The organism is Pseudomonas sp. GW822-FHT06D10, assembly GCF_058799535.1.
Genome location: NZ_JBXALN010000010.1, coordinates 165,190 through 182,195, shown reverse-complemented (window position 1 = coordinate 182,195; position 17,006 = coordinate 165,190). Strand labels below are relative to the sequence as shown.

Here is a 17,006-nt window from a genome sequence, read left to right as displayed (position 1 = left end):
GCCTCGGGGTAGCGTCAAATGCTCGCGTCCGGGGCGACCTTGACCACCAGCTTGCCGAAGTTGCGCCCCTCCAGCAGGCCAATGAAGGCTTCTGGTGCCTGCTCCAGTCCCTCGACCACGTCCTCCTTGAACTTGACCTTGCCTTCGCGCACCCAGGGCGCCATGGCCTTGATGAACTCCGGATGGCGGTCGCCATAGTCGTCGAAGACAATAAAGCCCTGGATGCGTACCCGCTTGGTGAGCAAGGTGCGCTGCAGCAGTGGCAGGCGATCCGGCCCCGGCGGCAGCGCCTGGGCGTTGTACTGGGCGATCAGCCCGCACAGGGGAATACGCGCCCTGGGGTTGAGCAGGGGCAGTACCCCGTCGAAGACCTTGCCACCGACGTTTTCAAAATAGATGTCCACGCCCTTGAAGCAGGCCTGGGCCAGTTCGTCGGCAAAGTCGGGGCTCTTGTGATCGATGCAGGCATCAAAACCCAGCTCCTCGACCACATAGCGGCATTTGTCGGCGCCACCGGCCACGCCCACCACCCGCAGCCCCTTGAGCTTCGCCACCTGCCCCACCACCGACCCCACGGCGCCGGAGGCAGCACCCACCACCAGGGTTTCTCCGGCCTTGGGCTGGCCGATGTCCATCAGCCCCATGTAGGCGGTCATTCCGGGCATGCCGAGCACACCCAGGGCCATGGAAGGGCTGGGCAGGCCCGAGGGCACCGGGATCAGGTTGCGGCCATCGCAAATGCAGTGGCTCTGCCAACCAGTGGCGCCCACCACCAGGTCGCCCTCCTGGAACTTGGGGTTGAGCGAACGCTCGACCCGGCTCACTGCACCGCCGGTCATGACCTCGTCTATTTCCACCGGCGCCGCATAGGACGGGGCATCACTCATGCGCCCGCGCATGTAGGGGTCCAGGGACAGGTAGAGGGTCTTCAACAGCACCTGGCCATCAGCCAGTTCCGGCAAGGCCACCCGCTCCAGGCGGAAATTCTCCGGGACCGGCGCGCCTTCGGGCCGAGAGACCAGTACCACGCGCTGATTGAGGGTCAATGTTTGCGGCATCATGGACACTCCTTTAGGGAAGGTTGAATGAAAGGGTATAGGTTGCAGACCCTGTGAATAGCATCACGTTCGATGTTTCTGCAGATGGATCTGCTGTGGCCTTCATCGGCCAGCCGGCTGCCACCCACAGCGCAGTGCTGATCGCCAAGGCAAAAAAAAGCCAGGCTCAAGGCCTGGCTTTATGTAGTCCATTCGATGCGCTTGCGCGAATCAGAACGGCAATTTCATGCCTGGAGGCAGTTGCATGCCGGCGGTCATACCGGACATCTTTTCCTGGCTGTTGGACTCGATCTTGCGCACGGCGTCGTTCACCGCAGCGGCAAACAGGTCTTCGAGCACTTCACGGTCATCTTCGCTAACGCCTTCCAGCAGGCTCGGGTCGATGCTCACGCGCTTGATGTCATGACGGCCGGTCATGACTACGGTGACCATGTCGCCGCCGGCCTTGCCGGTGACTTCGGCGTTGGCCAGTTCTTCCTGCATCTTGGCCATTTTTTCCTGCATCTGCTGTGCCTGCTTCATCAGGCCGGCCATGCCACCTTTCATCATGGGAATTACCTCAAAGTACGGGGATGGAAACGGCGCCCGGCCCCTGGCCCGGCGCCCTTTGAATGATCAACCCTGAGCCGCCAGGGCCTCGACAGGTTCAATAGTATCGTGGCGCACCACTGCACCGAACTCCTGGACCATCCGCTGGATGAACGGATCACCATGGATCGACTCCTCGGCCTCGCGCTGACGATCGGCACGGCGCCGTGATGCAGCCTGGGCCGGGGTTTCCTGCTCGGGCTTGATCAGCTCGATCGCCAGGGTCAGGGTACGCCCGTGGTACTGGTTCAGGGCGTCGTTGAGGCGACGCTGCTGGGTGGCGTTGAACAGTGCGCTGTGGGCCGGGTCCAGGTGCAGCAGCCAATGGTCGCCGTCCACGGCCATCAGGGTGCAGTTGGCGGCGATGCTACCGGTCATGCCCGAGATCGGCAGTTTCGGGAACAGTTGCAGCCATTCCAGGGCCAGGCCAGTGGCCGGCTTGGCAGCAGGTTCGGGCTCGGGTTCCGGCGCCGGATCGGCTGCGTGCTCACTGGCCAGTTCGTCCAGGTAGCTGTAGGCCGAATCCATGTCCGGCTCGATATAGTCCTCGTCCAGCGGCGGCTCGTCGTCCAGGTCGATACCCGGAGTGGCGGCATCGACTTCCGCCACCGTGGGTTCCGGCACCGGGGCGCTGACCCACTCCGGCGCGTCCGGCACCACGCTGTCCGGCGTCGGGGTCGGCATCGGCGTCAGCTCAGGCTGCTCGGCGGCCACCTCCAGCACCGGCTCGACCGCTGGCTGCTGTTCGATCTGTGGCTCCACCGGATCGTTCCAGGGCAGGTCGACCACCGCTTCGGCAACCACCGGCTCGGGCTCGACGGCGACCGCCTCGGCCACAGGGGGCGCAACAGGTTCGGGCGCGGCAACAGGTGCTGGCGCCACTGGAGCACTCACAACCGGAGCCGGGGCAACGGTCGCTACAGGCACGGCAGGTGCCGGCGCCGCCACGGCTTGGGCGGAATCAACTGTGGCCTGGCTGATCCCCACTGGCTTTAGCGGCTGTCTCGGTGCATCCGCGGTATCGGCTGGGCGGAAGGCCAGCATTCGCAGCAGGACCATTTCAAAGCCGCCGCGGGGGTCCGGCGCCAACGGCAGGTCGCGCCGACCGATCAGGCCCATCTGGTAATAGAACTGCACGTCTTCGGCAGGCAGGGCCTGGGCCAGGGCCAGCACCCGGTCACGATCGCCGTGCCCGTTGTCGACCCCTTCCGGCAATGCCTGGGCAATCGCCACCCGGTGCAGCACGTTGAGAATTTCCGAAAGCACGCCATTCCAGTCCGGCCCCTGCTCCGCCAGGTGCCGCACCGCCTCCAGCAACGCCTTGGCGTCGCCGTTGATCAGCGCATGCAGCACGTCATAGACCTGGCCGTGATCGAGGGTGCCGAGCATGGCCCGCACATCGGCCGCCATGACCTTGCCTTCACCGAAGGCAATCGCCTGGTCGGTGAGGCTCATGGCATCGCGCATCGAGCCATCGGCGGCACGGCCCAGCAGCCACAGGGCGTCATCCTCGAACGGCACGTTCTCCACGCCCAGGACGTGGCTCAAGTGCTCCACCACCCGTTCCGGGGTCATGTTCTTGAGAGAGAACTGCAGGCAGCGCGAGAGGATGGTCGCCGGCAGCTTCTGCGGATCAGTGGTCGCCAGGATGAACTTGACGTAGGGCGGCGGCTCTTCGAGGGTCTTGAGCAGGGCGTTGAACGAGTGGCTGGAGAGCATGTGCACTTCGTCGATCAGGTAGACCTTGAAGCGCCCGCGGCTCGGTGCGTATTGCACGTTATCCAGCAATTCACGGGTATCCTCGACCTTGGTCCGGCTCGCGGCGTCGATCTCGATCAGGTCGACAAAGCGCCCCTCATCGATCTCGCAGCACACCGAACAGGTGCCACAGGGCGTGGAAGTGATACCTGTTTCACAGTTCAGGCATTTGGCAATGATTCGCGCGATGGTGGTCTTGCCCACCCCGCGGGTGCCGGTAAACAGGTAGGCGTGGTGCAGCCGCTGGCTGTCCAAGGCATTGATCAGAGCCTTGAGCACATGGGTCTGGCCGACCATTTCGCGGAACGAGCGCGGACGCCATTTACGTGCAAGAACCTGATAACTCATCGAAAACCGTCGCAACTGGAAAGCGGAAGCCGGTAATGCTAGCGGAGCAAGGGCGAAATTGCATCCGGCGCGCTCGCCTAATCTGTCTAAGCTTGCATTTTGCAAAGGATTGCTCGCCCGCCGACACCCTGGAGACTGTATGCGTTTGACCTGGTGCGCCCTGTTTCTCTTAAGCACCAGCCTGGAAGCCGCAGAGCCGCCCCTGCGCTTTGCCATCGCCGACAGCTGGGCCATGCCGGCCATCGAGGTCGAAGGCGACCAGCCCACCGATGGCATCCTTTTCGACACCATGAACAGCCTGGCCCGGCACCTGGGTACCCCGGCGCAGTTTCATGTCCTGGCCCGGGCCCGGGTGCAGAACGCCATGGCCCAGGGCGAAGTCGACGTGCGCTGCTACGCTGCCCAGGCCTGGCTGCCGAACCTCTCCGGGGATTACCTGTGGAGCGTGCCGCTGTTCATCCAGCGCAACCTGCTGGTGAGCACCCATCCGGAGCCCTCGGCGGTCAACCTGCAACAACTGTCGCGCCAGCATATCGGCACCGTCCTCAGCTATACCTACACCCCCTTGCAGCCGCTGTTCGACACCAACCAGCTGATACGCGACGACGCCCGCAACGAGGAGCAGGTGCTGCAGAAACTGGTGGTCGGGCGTTACCGCTACGCCATCGCCAGCCAGTGGACCCTGGACTGGTTCAACAAGACCCAGGCCACCGGCAACCCGCTGTACAGCGTCGCGGTGCTTCAGGAGCAGGCCGTCGGCTGCTATGTACGCAACGATCCGAGAGTGCCGGCCCAGCGCATCCTGCGCACCCTGTTGCGGATGAAGATGTCCGGCGAGATCGACGCCATCATCCAACGTTACGTCGGCCCCCAGGACGGCGCTCAGCCTCCCGACATCGCCTCGCCCTGAAGCTCGTCGCTTCGCCATGCCTGCGGTGGCTCGAAGCTGCGCACCCAATCCAGCACCGCCTCGGCGGGCATTGGCGGCGCAATGAAATCCCCCTGGGCGACGTCGCAACCAAGGGCCATCAAGCGCTCGCCATGCGCCAGGCTTTCCAGCCCCTCGGCCACCACCCGCCGGCCAAAGGCCTGGGCCAGCCCCACCAACGCCTGGATCAGCGCCTGATCGTCCGCGTCGTGCAGCATGTCGCGCACGAACAGCCGGTCGATCTTGATGGTCTGGGTGCGCAGGCGCTTGAGGTAGCTGAGGGACGAATGGCCAGTGCCGAAGTCCCCCAGGGAGAACTGCACGCCAAACCCCTGGCAGGCATCGAGGCAATCGCTGACCCGCTGGATATTGTCGATGGCCACCGACTCGACGATTTCCAGGTCCAGCAACGCCGGCAACACATCCGAATAGCGAGCGAGCATGTCCTTGAGCCGCTCGACGAAGTCCGGGCGCTGGAAATGCCGCGCCGCCACGTTCAGGCTCACCGGCCAGCCCAGCCCCGCCTGCTGCCAGCCTTGCAGGCGGGTCATCACCTGGTCCATGACCCATTCGCCGATCTCGACGATCAGGTCGGTCTCCTCAACCTGCTGCAGAAACTCCTGGGCCCCCAGCATGCCGCGCTGCGGGTGCTGCCAGCGCAGCATCGCCTCGAAGCCCACCACCTCACCGGTGCGCATGTTCACCTTGGGCTGGAAGTACAGGCGCAACTCGCCTGCGAGCAAGGCCTGGCGCACCTGCTCGACGGTCTGGTAGGTGACCATCACTTCACGGTCGCGCAGCACATCGAACAGGTGGAAGCGGTTGCGTCCACTCTGCTTGGCCACGTACATGGCCTGGTCGGCGTGGCGCAACAAGGTGTCGGCGTCGTGGTTGTCGGTGGGGTACAGGGTCACGCCGATGCTGGCGAAGACGTTGATGTCCTTGCCCTGGATCGAGTATGGCTGGGAAATGGTCGCCAATACTCTTTGCAACGCCGCGCGCAGCTCCAGCATGTCGCGCACGTAACGTAAAATCAGCACGAACTCGTCGCCGGCCAGGCGAGCCACCACGTCCTCGCCGCGGATGATCGAGCGCAGCCGCGCAGCCACCTCCACCAGCAGCAGGTCGCCACAGGCGTGGCCATAGCCGTCATTGACCGCCTTGAAGCCATCCAGATCGAGCATGCACACCGCCAGGGGAATATCCTGCGCCCGGGAGAAATCCAGAGCCTGGTGCAGCAGGTCCGAGAGAAAGGCCCGGTTGGGCAGCCCGGTAAGCACGTCGTGGCCGACCCGCCATTGCAACGAATGCAACAGCTGACGCTTTTCGCTGACATCGAAGCGGATCGACACATAACGCACCACCTGCCCGGAGCGCTGATCCACCAGCGGCACCATGGTGCTGTCGACCCAGTACAGGCTGCCGTCCTTGGCGCGGTTGCAGATCTCGCCCTTCCACACCCGGCCCTGGGTAATGGTCTGCCACAACTCGGCAAAGAACTCCGGCGGATGCAGCCCGGAACTGAGCATGCGGTGGTTGGCGCCGATCAGTTCTTCACGGCTGTAGCCCGAGACCTGGCAGAACAGATCGTTGACATAAGTGATGCTGCCGCCCAGGTCCGTCTCGGAGAAGATGGCGGCGGCATCGACGGCCCTGCGGTATTTCTCATCCATGAGTCGAACTCACTGTCGCTAGCGGTTGAACCGCTCGACCAGGGCACGCAGCCCGGAAGAGATGTTTTCCAGCTCGGCGCCGCGAACCACTCCGGCGCTGGCATTCTCGGCAGTGCGCTGCACCGTGACGGCGACACTGTTGATCTGTTCGGAGACCGATTCGGCTACATGGGACTGCTCCTGGGATGCCGCGGCCATTTGCTGGCTCATATCGGTAATACGCTCCACTGCCGCGCCGATGCCTTGCAGCGCCTGCTGGGCCTGGACCACCTGCTGCACGCCCTGCTCCGCCTCCTCGATGCCCAGGCTGGCGATCTGCACGGCTTCGTCGGCCCCGGCGCGCAGGCTCTGGATGATGCCCTGGATCTGCTGGGTCGACTCGCGGGTCTTGCCGGCCAGGGCCCGCACCTCATCAGCGACCACGGCAAAACCACGGCCCTGCTCACCGGCTCGGGCTGCCTCGATGGCCGCATTCAGGGCCAGCAGGTTGGTCTGGTCGGCAATCGCCTGGATCATACTCGCCGCCACCATGATCTCCTGGGTCTGCCCGGCCAGGTCGCCCACGGCCTGGTTGATCTGGGTCACGGTGCGCGCCAGCAACTGGATGGCATCCCGCGAGGTGCCGGCCACCTCGCTGCCCTGCCGGGCCAGCAGGTTGGCGGTGTGGGCTTCGCTGGCGGTGTGCTGGACGTGTTCAGCGACCTCGGTGATTGAAGCAGCCATCTGGGTCATGGCGGCCGCGGTCATGTCGGTTTCCGCCCGCTGCTCCAGCAGCGCCGACTCGGTGCGGCTGGACAATTGGCTGGAATCGGCCGCTGCGGTAGCCATCTGCCGGGCCAAATCGCTGAGGCGCGTCAGGGCGGTCTTTAGGCGCGCCTCCTCACTGATCAGGATCATCTGCAACTGCGCCGCCGGCCCCAGTGCTTCGCTGTAGGCCAGGGCGCAGATCGGATCGGCAAAAGTGTTCGGTGTGCTACTGACAATCTGCTTGAGCTGTTGCCCCAGGCGGCGCTGGGCCAGCAGCCCGACAGCCACGAAACCCGCGACGGTCAGGCCCTGGGCGGCCAGCGTCGGCAGCCAGTGGAAGGCGGCCAGGCAGCCTACCGCCACCGCCACCGGCAGCAGCAAGGGCCGGGCTGCGGCCTCGATGCGGCGCCAGGCGCAAACCGGCGCCTTGTCGGCCCGCAGGCGCGCATACAAGGTTTCGGCGCGGCTGACCTGCTCTCGGCTTGGCTTGACCCGCACCGACTCGTAGCCCACCAGTTTTCCGTCCTCCAGGATCGGCGTGACATAGGCGCTGACCCAATAGAAATTGCCGTTCTTGCAACGGTTCTTCACCACCCCCATCCAGCTCTGGCCGGCCTTCAGATAACCCCACATCGACTCGAACACCGCCGCCGGCATGTCCGGGTGGCGAACCAGATTATGGGTGCTGCCGATCAGTTCGGCCTGGCTGAAACCGCTCATCGCTGCGAACTCGGCGTTGCAGTACGTGATGTGACTGTTGATGTCGGTGGCGGATATGAGCCGCTGCTGGTCGGGAAAGGTCTGCTCGACAGAGGTGACCGGCAAATTGAGACGCACTTTAGAACTCCATAGACAGCCTGCGATCAACAGTTACCGGCACCCGGCAAGAGGCTGATTCGCGATGTACTTTCCTGGCGGTACGGCTCAATCGGAAGGTTCGCCCTGATTGCAGCCGTACAGCGGTTTGCGCGGCAGTTGACCATCGATTCGACGGAGATCAACTAGGATCAGATGAGGCGTCAGGTGGGGACGGCGGACGGAGCGTTGGCGGGATTTACGAGACGTTCGAGCCTCTGCCAAGTCCTTGGTTTAGGTGAACAAGGGAAATGCAATGATTTCTTGTTTCATAAACCAGCCTTCTGAAACTAGATCACCAAATACCTGTCCGAAGCGCCGATTCTACGAAATACATCACATTTTGCAAAGCAAGGTGATGAACCATGGTGTTGTCTAATGCCAATATTTATCGTTAAGTTCTTGATTCTAAATGGGAATTGAGCGATGCAAATTTCAAGTTTGGGTGCAGCCATCAAGCGCTATCGAAAGGTAGCGGGGCTTACTCAGGCTGAACTAGGTGAAAAAACCGGTTTTGACCCAAAAACCATCAGCCGCTTCGAAACCGGCACCTACACCCCCAGCGTTGAAGCTCTATTTCTGTTAGCCGAAGTACTGGGAGTGAAGCTGAAAGCCTTCTTCGCCGATCTGGGCGACGAAGAGGAACAGCGGGCTTATTTGTTCGGTGTCATTCACAAAGCCACCCCGAAGGATCTGGGAAAGCTGATAGCAGCGGTAGACCAGGCCTTGTCCAAGCCTTGAGCCCCGCAACAAATCAACTCCAAGAGGCAGGTTTATCGACACCGATAAGCCGGCCTCTTTTTCAATCGACGACTCCTGACAGGAACTGACAGGCCAGCCCCCTAAGCTTGCGCCCAATGCACCATCCAAAGGCCTCTGGAGTCGCCATGATCACCAACACCTATTTCCTGCTCTACGTGGACAGCCCCGCCCTCAGCGCAGATTTCTACAGCCGCTTGCTGGATAAACCGCCGGTGGAATCCGGCCCGACTTTCGCCTTGTTCATCCTCGACTCGGGGATCAAGCTTGGCCTCTGGTCCCGACACACTGTTCAGCCGAGCGCTCAGGCCGTCGGCGGTGGCGGCGAACTGGGCTGGGCCGTGGACAGCCGCGAAGCGGTGGATGAACTGCATCGGCACTGGCAAGCCCTGGGCATGACCATCGCCCAGCCGCCGACCCAGATGGATTTCGGCTACACCCTGGTGGCCCTCGACCCGGACGGCCACCGCCTGCGGGTGCTGTACCTGACCATCGACTGAGTCGCCAGCACTGAAACAGCGCCGTATCGGCGCCCGACCCTGCAGCAAAATAAAACCGACCGCCACATTGAGCCGCCCGGCACTCATCGTTATCCTCCCCGCCAACTTGTCACAAAATGTAAGGGAATACGATGAAGTACCTGCGCCTCCTCATGGCCATGGCCGCCCTCTGCGCCATGCCCTTTCTTGCCAGCGCCGCCACCGCGCCCGAGAGCAAGGACGCCGAACCCCAGACAGCCGAACAGTTTCTCGCCTCGCTCTCCCCACGCCACGGCAACGTCAAGCTGCCTGGGGATATCGCCAGCCTCGATCTGAGCAACGAGTTCTACTACCTCAACCCCAAGGACACCGAGAAGCTGCTCACCGAGGGCTGGGGCAATCCACCTGGCTTCACCACCCTGGGCATGATCGTGCCCAGCGCCGTCAGCCCGCTGTCCGCCGAAGGCTGGGGTGTGATCATCAGCTACAAGAACGATGGGCACATCTCCGACGACGACGCCGCGAAGATCGACTACCAGGACCTGCTCAAGCAGATGCAGGAAGCGGACGAGGAAGACAACAAGCAGCGCCAGGAACAGGGCTACGGCGCCATTCACCTGCTGGGCTGGGCCGAGCAGCCAAGCTATGACGCACAATCGCACAAGATGTACTGGGCCCGTGAACTCAAGGCCGAAGGCGCCCAGAGCCACACCCTGAACTACAGCATCCGCGTGCTGGGCCGCGAAGGCGTGCTGGAACTCAATGCCGTGGCTTCAATGGACGACCTGGACACCATCAAACGCGAGATTCCCAAGGTGCTGGCCTTTACCAACTTCACCGACGGCAACCGCTACGCCGACTACAACCCGAGCACCGACAAACTGGCCTCCTACGGGCTCGCCGCCCTGGTGGCCGGCGGCCTCGCCAGCAAGGCAGGGCTCTTCGCCAAGCTCGGCGTACTGCTCCTGGCCGGCAAGAAATTCATCGTTCTGGGGGTATTGGGCCTTGCCGCCTTCATCGGCCGCCTGTTCAAGAAAAAGAGCTGAATCCCGCCCGGTAGCGCCCCGCCATTGCGCGGCGCTGGCACTTGCAAGGCCGGCACTAGCGGCCTTGCCCGGCAGGCACCTCATTGGCAGGTGTCGCCGACAAGCGCCGGCGCCACCGCCAACGCCCGTCCAATTGCATCGCCATCACGCTACCCAGCACCACCGCCGCCCCCAGCACCACGCTGGACTGCAGAGTTTCGCCCAGCACCGTCGCCGCCAGCAGCATCGCCACCGGCGGGATCAGGTACATCGCGATCGACGCGCGGCTGACCTCGACCCGTGCCAGCACATAGGCCCAGGCCAGGTAAGCCAGTGCACTGGGAAACAGCCCCAGCAACAGCACCGCGAGGTTCACCCGTAGTGATGCCTGGGCCACCGCCTGCGTCAGCCCGGGGGCATACACCAAGAGCAGTAGCGTACCGCCCCAGACCATGTAGCAGACAGTGGTCAACACCCCATAACGCCCGGAAAAGCGCCGCTGCAAGACGAAGTACAGCCCCCAGGAAAACGCCGCCAGCAGCACCAGCAGCCCTCGCGGCTCGATCGCCCCCAGGCCCTTGTCACCGGCCACCACCAGCACCGCCCCCAACAGCCCGACCACCACACAAAGCCAGCGCCAGCCACTGACCGGCTCCCTGAGCCAGAAAAACGCGATCAGCGTGCTGAAGATCGGCGCGGACTGCGCCAGCACGCTGGATGCTCCGGCGCTCAGCCCTTGCTGGCCGTAGTTGAGGCTGACGTGATGAAAAGCGATGGCGAAGAAACCCAGTACCAGCAACCAGGGCAGGTCGCGCCAGCGCGGCAGGGAGATCTTCAGCACTAGCGCCATTGCGGCCATGAACAGCGAGGCAATCAGGAACCGCAGCAAGGCCAGGTGCCCGGGGCTGTAGCCTTCCAGGCCGATATGGATACCCACCGGCGAATAGGCCCAACACAGAATCACCGCAGCGGTGGCCAGCACCAGCTTGAACAGGGGCGAGAGCATCACGACACAGATATCCAGAGGCAAGAAGAGGACCTGCAGTGTCCCGCCCTGCACAACTCACCACAATTAACCGATACTGAGGTTATTCCTCACTGGAAATGAGCAATGGAACTGACCCAACTGAAAATGGTGAAGGCCGTGGCCCGCACCGGCAGCATCGCCCGAGCGGCCGAGCAACTGCATTGCGTGCCGTCCAATATCACCAACCGCCTCAAGCAGCTGGAAGGCGAGCTGGGCACCGAGCTGTTTACCCGGGTCGGACGCGGCCTGCGGATCAGCCCCGCCGGAGAAATCTTCCTCGGCTACAGTGAACGCATCCTGGCCCTGGTGGATGAAGCCAAACGTGCGGTGGACAACCAGGCTGAACCCAGCGGCCTGTTGCGCCTGGGCTCGATCGAGTCATGCGCCGGTGGGCGCCTGCCTCCCCTGCTGGCGCAATACCACAAGCGCTATCCGAAGGTGAGCGTGGAGCTGGTGACCGGAACCTGGTCGCAACTCTTTGAAGAGCTGCTGCACCAACGCATCGACGGCGCCCTGGTGGCCATCGACAGCCTGCCGGCCAAACTGCAACAGACCGTGCTCTACCACGAACCGCTGGTGCTGATCTCCAGCGGAAACAGCGCCCCTATCCGCAGCGCCAGCGACTTGCAGCACCACAACCTGTTCATGTGGCCGCCGGGCTGCCCCTATCGCCGCGCCCTGGAAAACTGGCTGGGCAGGCACGGTCTGAACCTGCCCATCACCGGCTATGCCAGCTGGGGCACCATCATCGGCTGCGTCAGCGTGGGGGCCGGGGTCTCGCTGATACCGGAAGGGGTGCTGGAGCGCTATTCGCAATCGGCCAACCTGAGCGTGCAGCGCTTCGACGACCTGCTACCGGTGGATAACCGTTTTGTCTGGCACAAGGATGTACAACACCATGGCGCCAGGGACGCCTTTGCCCAGTTGCTGCGGGAGCAGCTGGGGGCCTGACAGCCCCGCAGCAACCTTGCAGGCAACACCGAGCATTTGGGCACAACGAGGCAGTCACGATGTCTGAGCCCCCATCAGGGCGTCGATAAAGGGGGCCTTCTGCGCAAGGTACTCGCCAATGCCCTCGCGATTGCTGGCCTCAAGCCGAAACTTCAGATCCTGATACTGTTGGCGGATGCCGCTGTCCTGACGCAACAGATCGCGAAAGCGCAGCATGCGCCCCACCTGCTCATGACCGGCGACACAGACATGCACCTTGTGGGTGCGTATACCCTCTACATCGCGGCGGTAAAAATGATGCCCGGGGGACAGATTGCTACCCCGGACATACCCCAGGGTCGCCATGAAGGCATTGCGCGCGGCTTCATCCACCTGCTCCGCGACCACCACCAGCAGATCGATTTCCGGCTTGGCCGCCAATCCTGGAACAGCAGTGCTCCCCACGTGATGAATATCCATCAGCTCGCAACCGAAGCCTTTGGCTATGCGCGCCTTCTCCCCTGCAAATGCCCCAGGCCAACGATCGTCATAGAGGGAGATCTTACTGGTTAGCGCCATGACCACTCCTTGATGCAAAGGCGTTGGATATTCCAGGAGCCCGACGCCCGAGCCAACAGGACACAGGGATTGGCGAACCACAAACAAGGCGCACGACAACGGCACGTCAACAGAAATGCTGCACGAGCTCGAAGGTTGGCAGGAATTTTGATTCATCTCGTTGAGGACCAACGAGGAGCGTTATGGAGGCAACCCCACCAGCCACACCCCGGCACACAATGTTCCCGCTGTGGCTGCTGCCTTCCGGCTCTGACCAGGTTCACGGGTAATCGTTGCGGGGGGACCGATGGGGTCACCATAACGACGTTCGCCTGACGGCGAGCCGCGCCATTGTACCTATCTGGGTCGAACTTACAACCGCTGGCTGCAGATTAAAATTCGATGGGCTTCAAGCACTTGGCCGTGGCCCACCTGCCGTGGGGGCGAACTTGCTGGCGAAACAGGCATCGCGGTGCACCAGGGAAATCGCGCCGGGGCCTTCGCGAGCAAGCTCGCCCCTACAGGACGGAGAGGATCAGTCCAGGGACAGGACCTCGTTGGCGCGGCCGCCTTCCTGCTGGATCACCAGGTGGATGAAATGCAATTTGGCAATCACCGCGGGCGGCAGGATGAAAGGGTAGAAATCCGGTTGGCCCATGCTGCGGGACAGTTCGTTGAGCATGCCCGCCAGTTCGATCCAGGCGTTGACGAAAGCCAGGAACGCCGGCCCGCCTGGATGCTGCGGATCATAGAGGCTGCTCAAGGGAAACGGCTGGTAGTCGAGGTCGACGTCCCGGGCGCTCATGCCGAAACCCAAGGCGGTGTCCACTGCATCCACCATGTGCAGGTAGTGAGCCCAGGTCTCCGCCCAGTCTTCCCAGGGGTGCATGGTGGCGTAGGCGCTGACATGGCTTTGCTGCCAGCCAGCCGGTGCGCCCTTCTGGTAGTGCCGCTCCAGGGCTTGCGCGTAGCTGTAGCGTTCATCGCCGAAGAGGCTGCGAAAGGCTTCCAGCCAGGGGCTGTTGGCTATCAACCGGTCCCAGTAGTAATGCCCCACTTCGTGACGGAAATGCCCGAGCAGGGTGCGGTAAGGCTCATGCATCTGGGCACGGATCTTTTCCCGGTGGGCGTCGTCGGCTTCCTTGATATCCAGCGTAATGAGGCCGTTGGCATGCCCGGTAACCGGCGCCCTGCCCTCCAGATCAACACCGATGAAATCAAAGGCCAGCCCGGCCTGCTCATCTTCGCCCTTGGGGATCACCTGCAACCCCAGGTCAAGCAATTGCGCTACCAGCCGGCGCTTGGCAATTTCCACCTTGCGCCAGCGCTCCGGGTTCTCGGCTATGGACAGGTCGGGAATGGTGCGATTGAGCTTGCAGGCCACGCACAGGCTGTCGGTCAGATGCGCCGGCAGCAGCCAGTTGCAGGCTGCCGGGGTATCGAGGTTGGCGCAACGCCTGAAGGCGCCGGCTTCGGGCTTGGCATCCAGCACCCAGGTATCGCCCGCCGGCCCGGGCTGCAGGGAAGACAGCAGCCCCAGGTGTGGTGCATAGCCAAGCATTGCCGAACAGGCCAGGCACTGGCTGTTGCGAAAGAACAGCGATTGCCCGCAGCGGCAGGACCAGAGTTTGCTGTTACGTGAACGGTCGCCGACGAAGGGTGCGGCGATCCGGGAACTGAGCTGCTCGAAGAAGCGGTACATGGCGAATCCTCCCTGGGGCTTGCCAAGACTAGATCATGGGCAAGCCTGTGGGGTTCCAAGATTCGTACCACTGCGCCGCTGGCGACGAGGCGCACCCGAAGGCACGGCAGCGGCTACAGGTCAGGTCGGGACGCCGTGCTCGGTCAGGAAAGCCACGAAGGCTTCTTCGTCCAGCACCTTGAGCCCCAGCTCGTTGGCCTTGGCCAGTTTGGAACCGGCGCCGGGGCCGGCCACCACGCAGTGAGTCTTCGCCGAGACCGAACCCGCCACCTTGGCACCAAGGCTTTCCAGCTTGTCCTTGGCCACGTCGCGGCTCATCAGTTCCAGGGAGCCCGTAAGCACCCAGGTCTGCCCCGCCAGCGGCAAGCCCGCAACCACCTTCTTCTCGCTCTGCCAATGCATGCCAAAGGCCTGCAGCTGCTGTTCAATGGCCTGGGCCAGTTGTGCATTGGCCGGGTTGTCGAAGAATTCACGCACCGCCTTGGCCTGCTTCTCCGGCAGCGCCTGGCGCATGTCCAGCCAGTCGGCCTCGATCACGCCTTGCAGTGAGCCGAACTTGTCGGCCAGTTTCTGCGCGGCGCCCGGGCCTACTGAAGGGATGTTGAGCTTGTCGAGCATGCCGCCCAGGGTGGTGCTGGCGGCGAATTCGGCGCCCAGTTCGCCCTGATCCTGCAGCACCAGGCCGCATTGATCTGCCGCCAGCAGGGAACCGATGACTTCCTGGTTATGACTGTCCTCAAAGAAGCTGTGGATTTCGTGAGCCACTTCCAGACCGACATCCGGCAGATAGGTCAGCACTTGCGGCAGTGCCTGCTGAACCCGCTCCAGGCTGCCCAGGGAGCGTGCCAGGACCTTGGCGGTTTCCTCGCCGACATCCGGGATACCCAGGGCATAGATGAAGCGCGCCAGGGCCGGACGCTTGCTGTCTTCGATGGCCTTGAGCAGTTTGTTGCTGGACACCTCGGCAAAGCCTTCCAGGTCGATGATCTGCTCGTATTTGAGCCTGTAGAGATCAGCCGGCGAGGCAATAAGGTTCTCGTCCACCAACTGTTCGATGGTCTTGTCCCCCAGGCCTTCGATATCCATGGCACGACGGGACACAAAATGGATGATCGCCTGCTTGAGCTGGGCCCCGCAGGCCAGCCGGCCAACGCAGCGATACACCGCACCTTCGCTGACGGTTTCCCGGCCCTTGCTGCGCTTGACCAGTTGCGTGCGCTCTACGTGGGAACCACAGACCGGGCAGCTCTCGGGGATCTGCACCGGGCGGGCGTTCTCCGGACGACGCTCGGTCACCACTTGCACCACTTGCGGAATCACGTCGCCGGCACGGCGGATGATCACCGTGTCACCGATCATCAAGCCCAGGCGCGCCACTTCATCCATGTTGTGCAAAGTAGCGTTGGATACAGTGACCCCGGCCACCTTGACCGGCTGCAAGCGCGCCACCGGCGTCACGGCACCGGTACGACCGACCTGGAACTCCACGTCCAGCAGCTCGGTGAGCTCTTCCATGGCCGGGAACTTGTGGGCGATGGCCCAGCGCGGCTCCCGGGCACGGAAACCCAGTTCCCGCTGGGAGGCGATGCTGTTGACCTTGAACACCACGCCGTCGATCTCATAAGGCAACGCATTGCGCCGCTCGCCGATCTCGCGGTAGTAGTCCAGGCATTCGTCGATGCCCTTGGCCAATCGCAGTTCACGACTGATGGGCATGCCCCACTGCTTTAACCGTTCAAGATTGCCGATGTGGGTGTCGGCGATGTCCGCGCTGACCTGGCCCAGGCCATAGCAGCAGAACTCCAGGGGCCGACTGGCGGTGATCTTCGAATCCAGCTGGCGCAGGCTGCCCGCCGCGGCGTTGCGCGGGTTGGCGAAGGTCTTGCCGCCCGCTTCCAGTTGCGCAGCGTTCAGGCGCTCGAAGCCGGCCTTGGACATGAACACTTCACCGCGCACTTCCAGGGTTGCCGGCCAGCCACTGCCTTGCAGCTTGAGGGGAATGTTGCGCACGGTACGCACATTGACGCTGATGTCTTCACCGGTGGTGCCATCGCCACGGGTGGCGCCGCGTACCAGTACGCCATCCTGGTACAGCAGGCTGACTGCCAGGCCATCGAGCTTGGGCTCGCAGCTGTACTCCACTGCCGCGCCGCCACCGAACAGATCACCGGCCGGCAGGTCCAGGCCTTCGTTGACCCGGCGATCGAACTCGCGCATGTCGACTTCCTCGAAAGCGTTGCCGAGGCTGAGCATGGGGATTTCATGACGCACCTGGGTGAAGGCCGAAAGCGCTGCGCTGCCGACACGCTGGGTTGGCGAATCGCTGGTCACCAGTTCAGGGTGCTCGGCTTCCAGGGCCTTGAGCTCACGGAACAGCCGGTCGTATTCCGCATCCGGAATGCTGGGTTCATCCAGTACGTGGTAGCGGTAATTGTGCTGGTCCAGCTCAGCGCGCAGCTCAAGAATGCGGGTTTCGGCGGCGGTCATGGGGTTCTCTCACAAAGCAAAAGAGCAGCCTAGGCTGCTCGATCTGAAGATTGGGGCAAGGGCTTCGCTGGCAAGCCAGTTCCT

At 63.1% G+C, this 17,006-nt stretch carries 14 protein-coding genes, 1 other RNA gene and 1 pseudogene; 5 read left to right on the top strand and 11 right to left on the bottom strand.

Features of this window, described 5'->3' with window-relative positions; genetic code table 11:
* Positions 1-14: 14 nt before the first annotated feature.
* From curA to dnaX, 3 genes are all read right to left on the bottom strand, one after another.
* Positions 15-1,058 carry an NADPH-dependent curcumin/dihydrocurcumin reductase gene (curA, locus tag AC1RL5_RS28155; RefSeq protein ID WP_011060226.1) on the bottom strand — a complete coding sequence of 348 codons (1,044 nt, stop codon included), beginning with the start codon at positions 1,056-1,058 and terminating at the stop codon, positions 15-17.
* Positions 1,059-1,268: 210 nt separating this feature from the next.
* Complete coding sequence (locus AC1RL5_RS28150; protein ID WP_015634779.1) at positions 1,269-1,607, bottom strand: YbaB/EbfC family nucleoid-associated protein; 339 nt, start codon at positions 1,605-1,607, stop codon at positions 1,269-1,271.
* 66 nt (positions 1,608-1,673) lie between these two features.
* A complete protein-coding gene (dnaX, locus tag AC1RL5_RS28145; protein WP_011060224.1) occupies positions 1,674-3,752 on the bottom strand; it encodes a DNA polymerase III subunit gamma/tau in 2,079 nt (692 codons plus the stop codon).
* Positions 3,753-3,891: 139 nt separating this feature from the next.
* On the opposite strand from dnaX, the gene AC1RL5_RS28140 reads away from it, so the two are divergent.
* Entirely contained in the window at positions 3,892-4,662 is a 771-nt protein-coding gene (locus tag AC1RL5_RS28140) for a substrate-binding periplasmic protein (protein WP_093406291.1), read from the top strand.
* Here AC1RL5_RS28140 and AC1RL5_RS28135 read toward each other — a convergent pair.
* The 3 genes and pseudogenes from AC1RL5_RS28135 to AC1RL5_RS28125 form a co-directional block, all read right to left on the bottom strand.
* Complete coding sequence (locus tag AC1RL5_RS28135; RefSeq protein WP_492589943.1) at positions 4,635-6,353, bottom strand: putative bifunctional diguanylate cyclase/phosphodiesterase; 1,719 nt, start codon at positions 6,351-6,353, stop codon at positions 4,635-4,637. The genes AC1RL5_RS28140 and AC1RL5_RS28135 overlap by 28 nt on opposite strands.
* 18 nt (positions 6,354-6,371) lie before the next feature.
* The gene (locus AC1RL5_RS28130; RefSeq protein ID WP_370059480.1) at positions 6,372-7,481 is read right to left on the bottom strand and encodes a methyl-accepting chemotaxis protein; all 1,110 of its coding nucleotides are present in this window, start codon (positions 7,479-7,481) and stop codon (positions 6,372-6,374) included.
* 174 nt (positions 7,482-7,655) lie between these two features.
* A pseudogene (locus tag AC1RL5_RS28125) lies at positions 7,656-7,937 on the bottom strand (PAS domain-containing protein); the annotation flags it as partial.
* 444 nt (positions 7,938-8,381) lie between these two features.
* Between AC1RL5_RS28125 and AC1RL5_RS28120 the strand changes: the two are divergent.
* The 3 genes from AC1RL5_RS28120 (at position 8,382) to AC1RL5_RS28110 (ending at position 10,239) form a co-directional block, all read left to right on the top strand.
* Positions 8,382-8,696 (top strand): helix-turn-helix domain-containing protein, encoded by a 315-nt coding sequence (locus AC1RL5_RS28120; protein WP_011060220.1) that lies wholly within the window; start codon positions 8,382-8,384, stop codon positions 8,694-8,696.
* Between the two features lie 146 nt (positions 8,697-8,842).
* Positions 8,843-9,214 carry a VOC family protein gene (locus AC1RL5_RS28115; RefSeq protein ID WP_072451580.1) on the top strand — a complete coding sequence of 124 codons (372 nt, stop codon included), beginning with the start codon at positions 8,843-8,845 and terminating at the stop codon, positions 9,212-9,214.
* A gap of 131 nt (positions 9,215-9,345) precedes the next feature.
* Positions 9,346-10,239 (top strand): DUF2167 domain-containing protein, encoded by an 894-nt coding sequence (locus tag AC1RL5_RS28110; protein ID WP_072451581.1) that lies wholly within the window; start codon positions 9,346-9,348, stop codon positions 10,237-10,239.
* A 55-nt stretch (positions 10,240-10,294) separates the two neighbouring features.
* Here AC1RL5_RS28110 and AC1RL5_RS28105 read toward each other — a convergent pair whose 3' ends face one another.
* Positions 10,295-11,224, bottom strand: coding sequence for a DMT family transporter (locus AC1RL5_RS28105; protein WP_072451582.1), 930 nt, complete (start codon positions 11,222-11,224; stop codon positions 10,295-10,297).
* Between the two features lie 105 nt (positions 11,225-11,329).
* On the opposite strand from AC1RL5_RS28105, the gene AC1RL5_RS28100 reads away from it, so the two are divergent.
* Complete coding sequence (locus tag AC1RL5_RS28100) at positions 11,330-12,196, top strand: LysR family transcriptional regulator (protein WP_011060216.1); 867 nt, start codon at positions 11,330-11,332, stop codon at positions 12,194-12,196.
* Between the two features lie 54 nt (positions 12,197-12,250).
* Here the strand turns inward: AC1RL5_RS28100 and AC1RL5_RS28095 are convergent, their stop codons facing one another.
* From AC1RL5_RS28095 to ligA, 4 genes are all read right to left on the bottom strand, one after another.
* Entirely contained in the window at positions 12,251-12,754 is a 504-nt protein-coding gene (locus AC1RL5_RS28095; RefSeq protein ID WP_103407003.1) for a GrpB family protein, read from the bottom strand.
* 192 nt (positions 12,755-12,946) lie between these two features.
* Positions 12,947-13,043: signal recognition particle sRNA small type (ffs, locus tag AC1RL5_RS28090), an RNA gene on the bottom strand.
* Between the two features lie 225 nt (positions 13,044-13,268).
* Entirely contained in the window at positions 13,269-14,435 is a 1,167-nt protein-coding gene (locus AC1RL5_RS28085; RefSeq protein ID WP_492589941.1) for a zinc-binding metallopeptidase family protein, read from the bottom strand.
* A 120-nt stretch (positions 14,436-14,555) separates the two neighbouring features.
* Positions 14,556-16,922, bottom strand: a complete 2,367-nt coding sequence (ligA, locus tag AC1RL5_RS28080) for an NAD-dependent DNA ligase LigA (protein WP_011060213.1) — start codon at positions 16,920-16,922, stop codon at positions 14,556-14,558.
* Between the last annotated feature and the right edge of the window lie 84 nt (positions 16,923-17,006).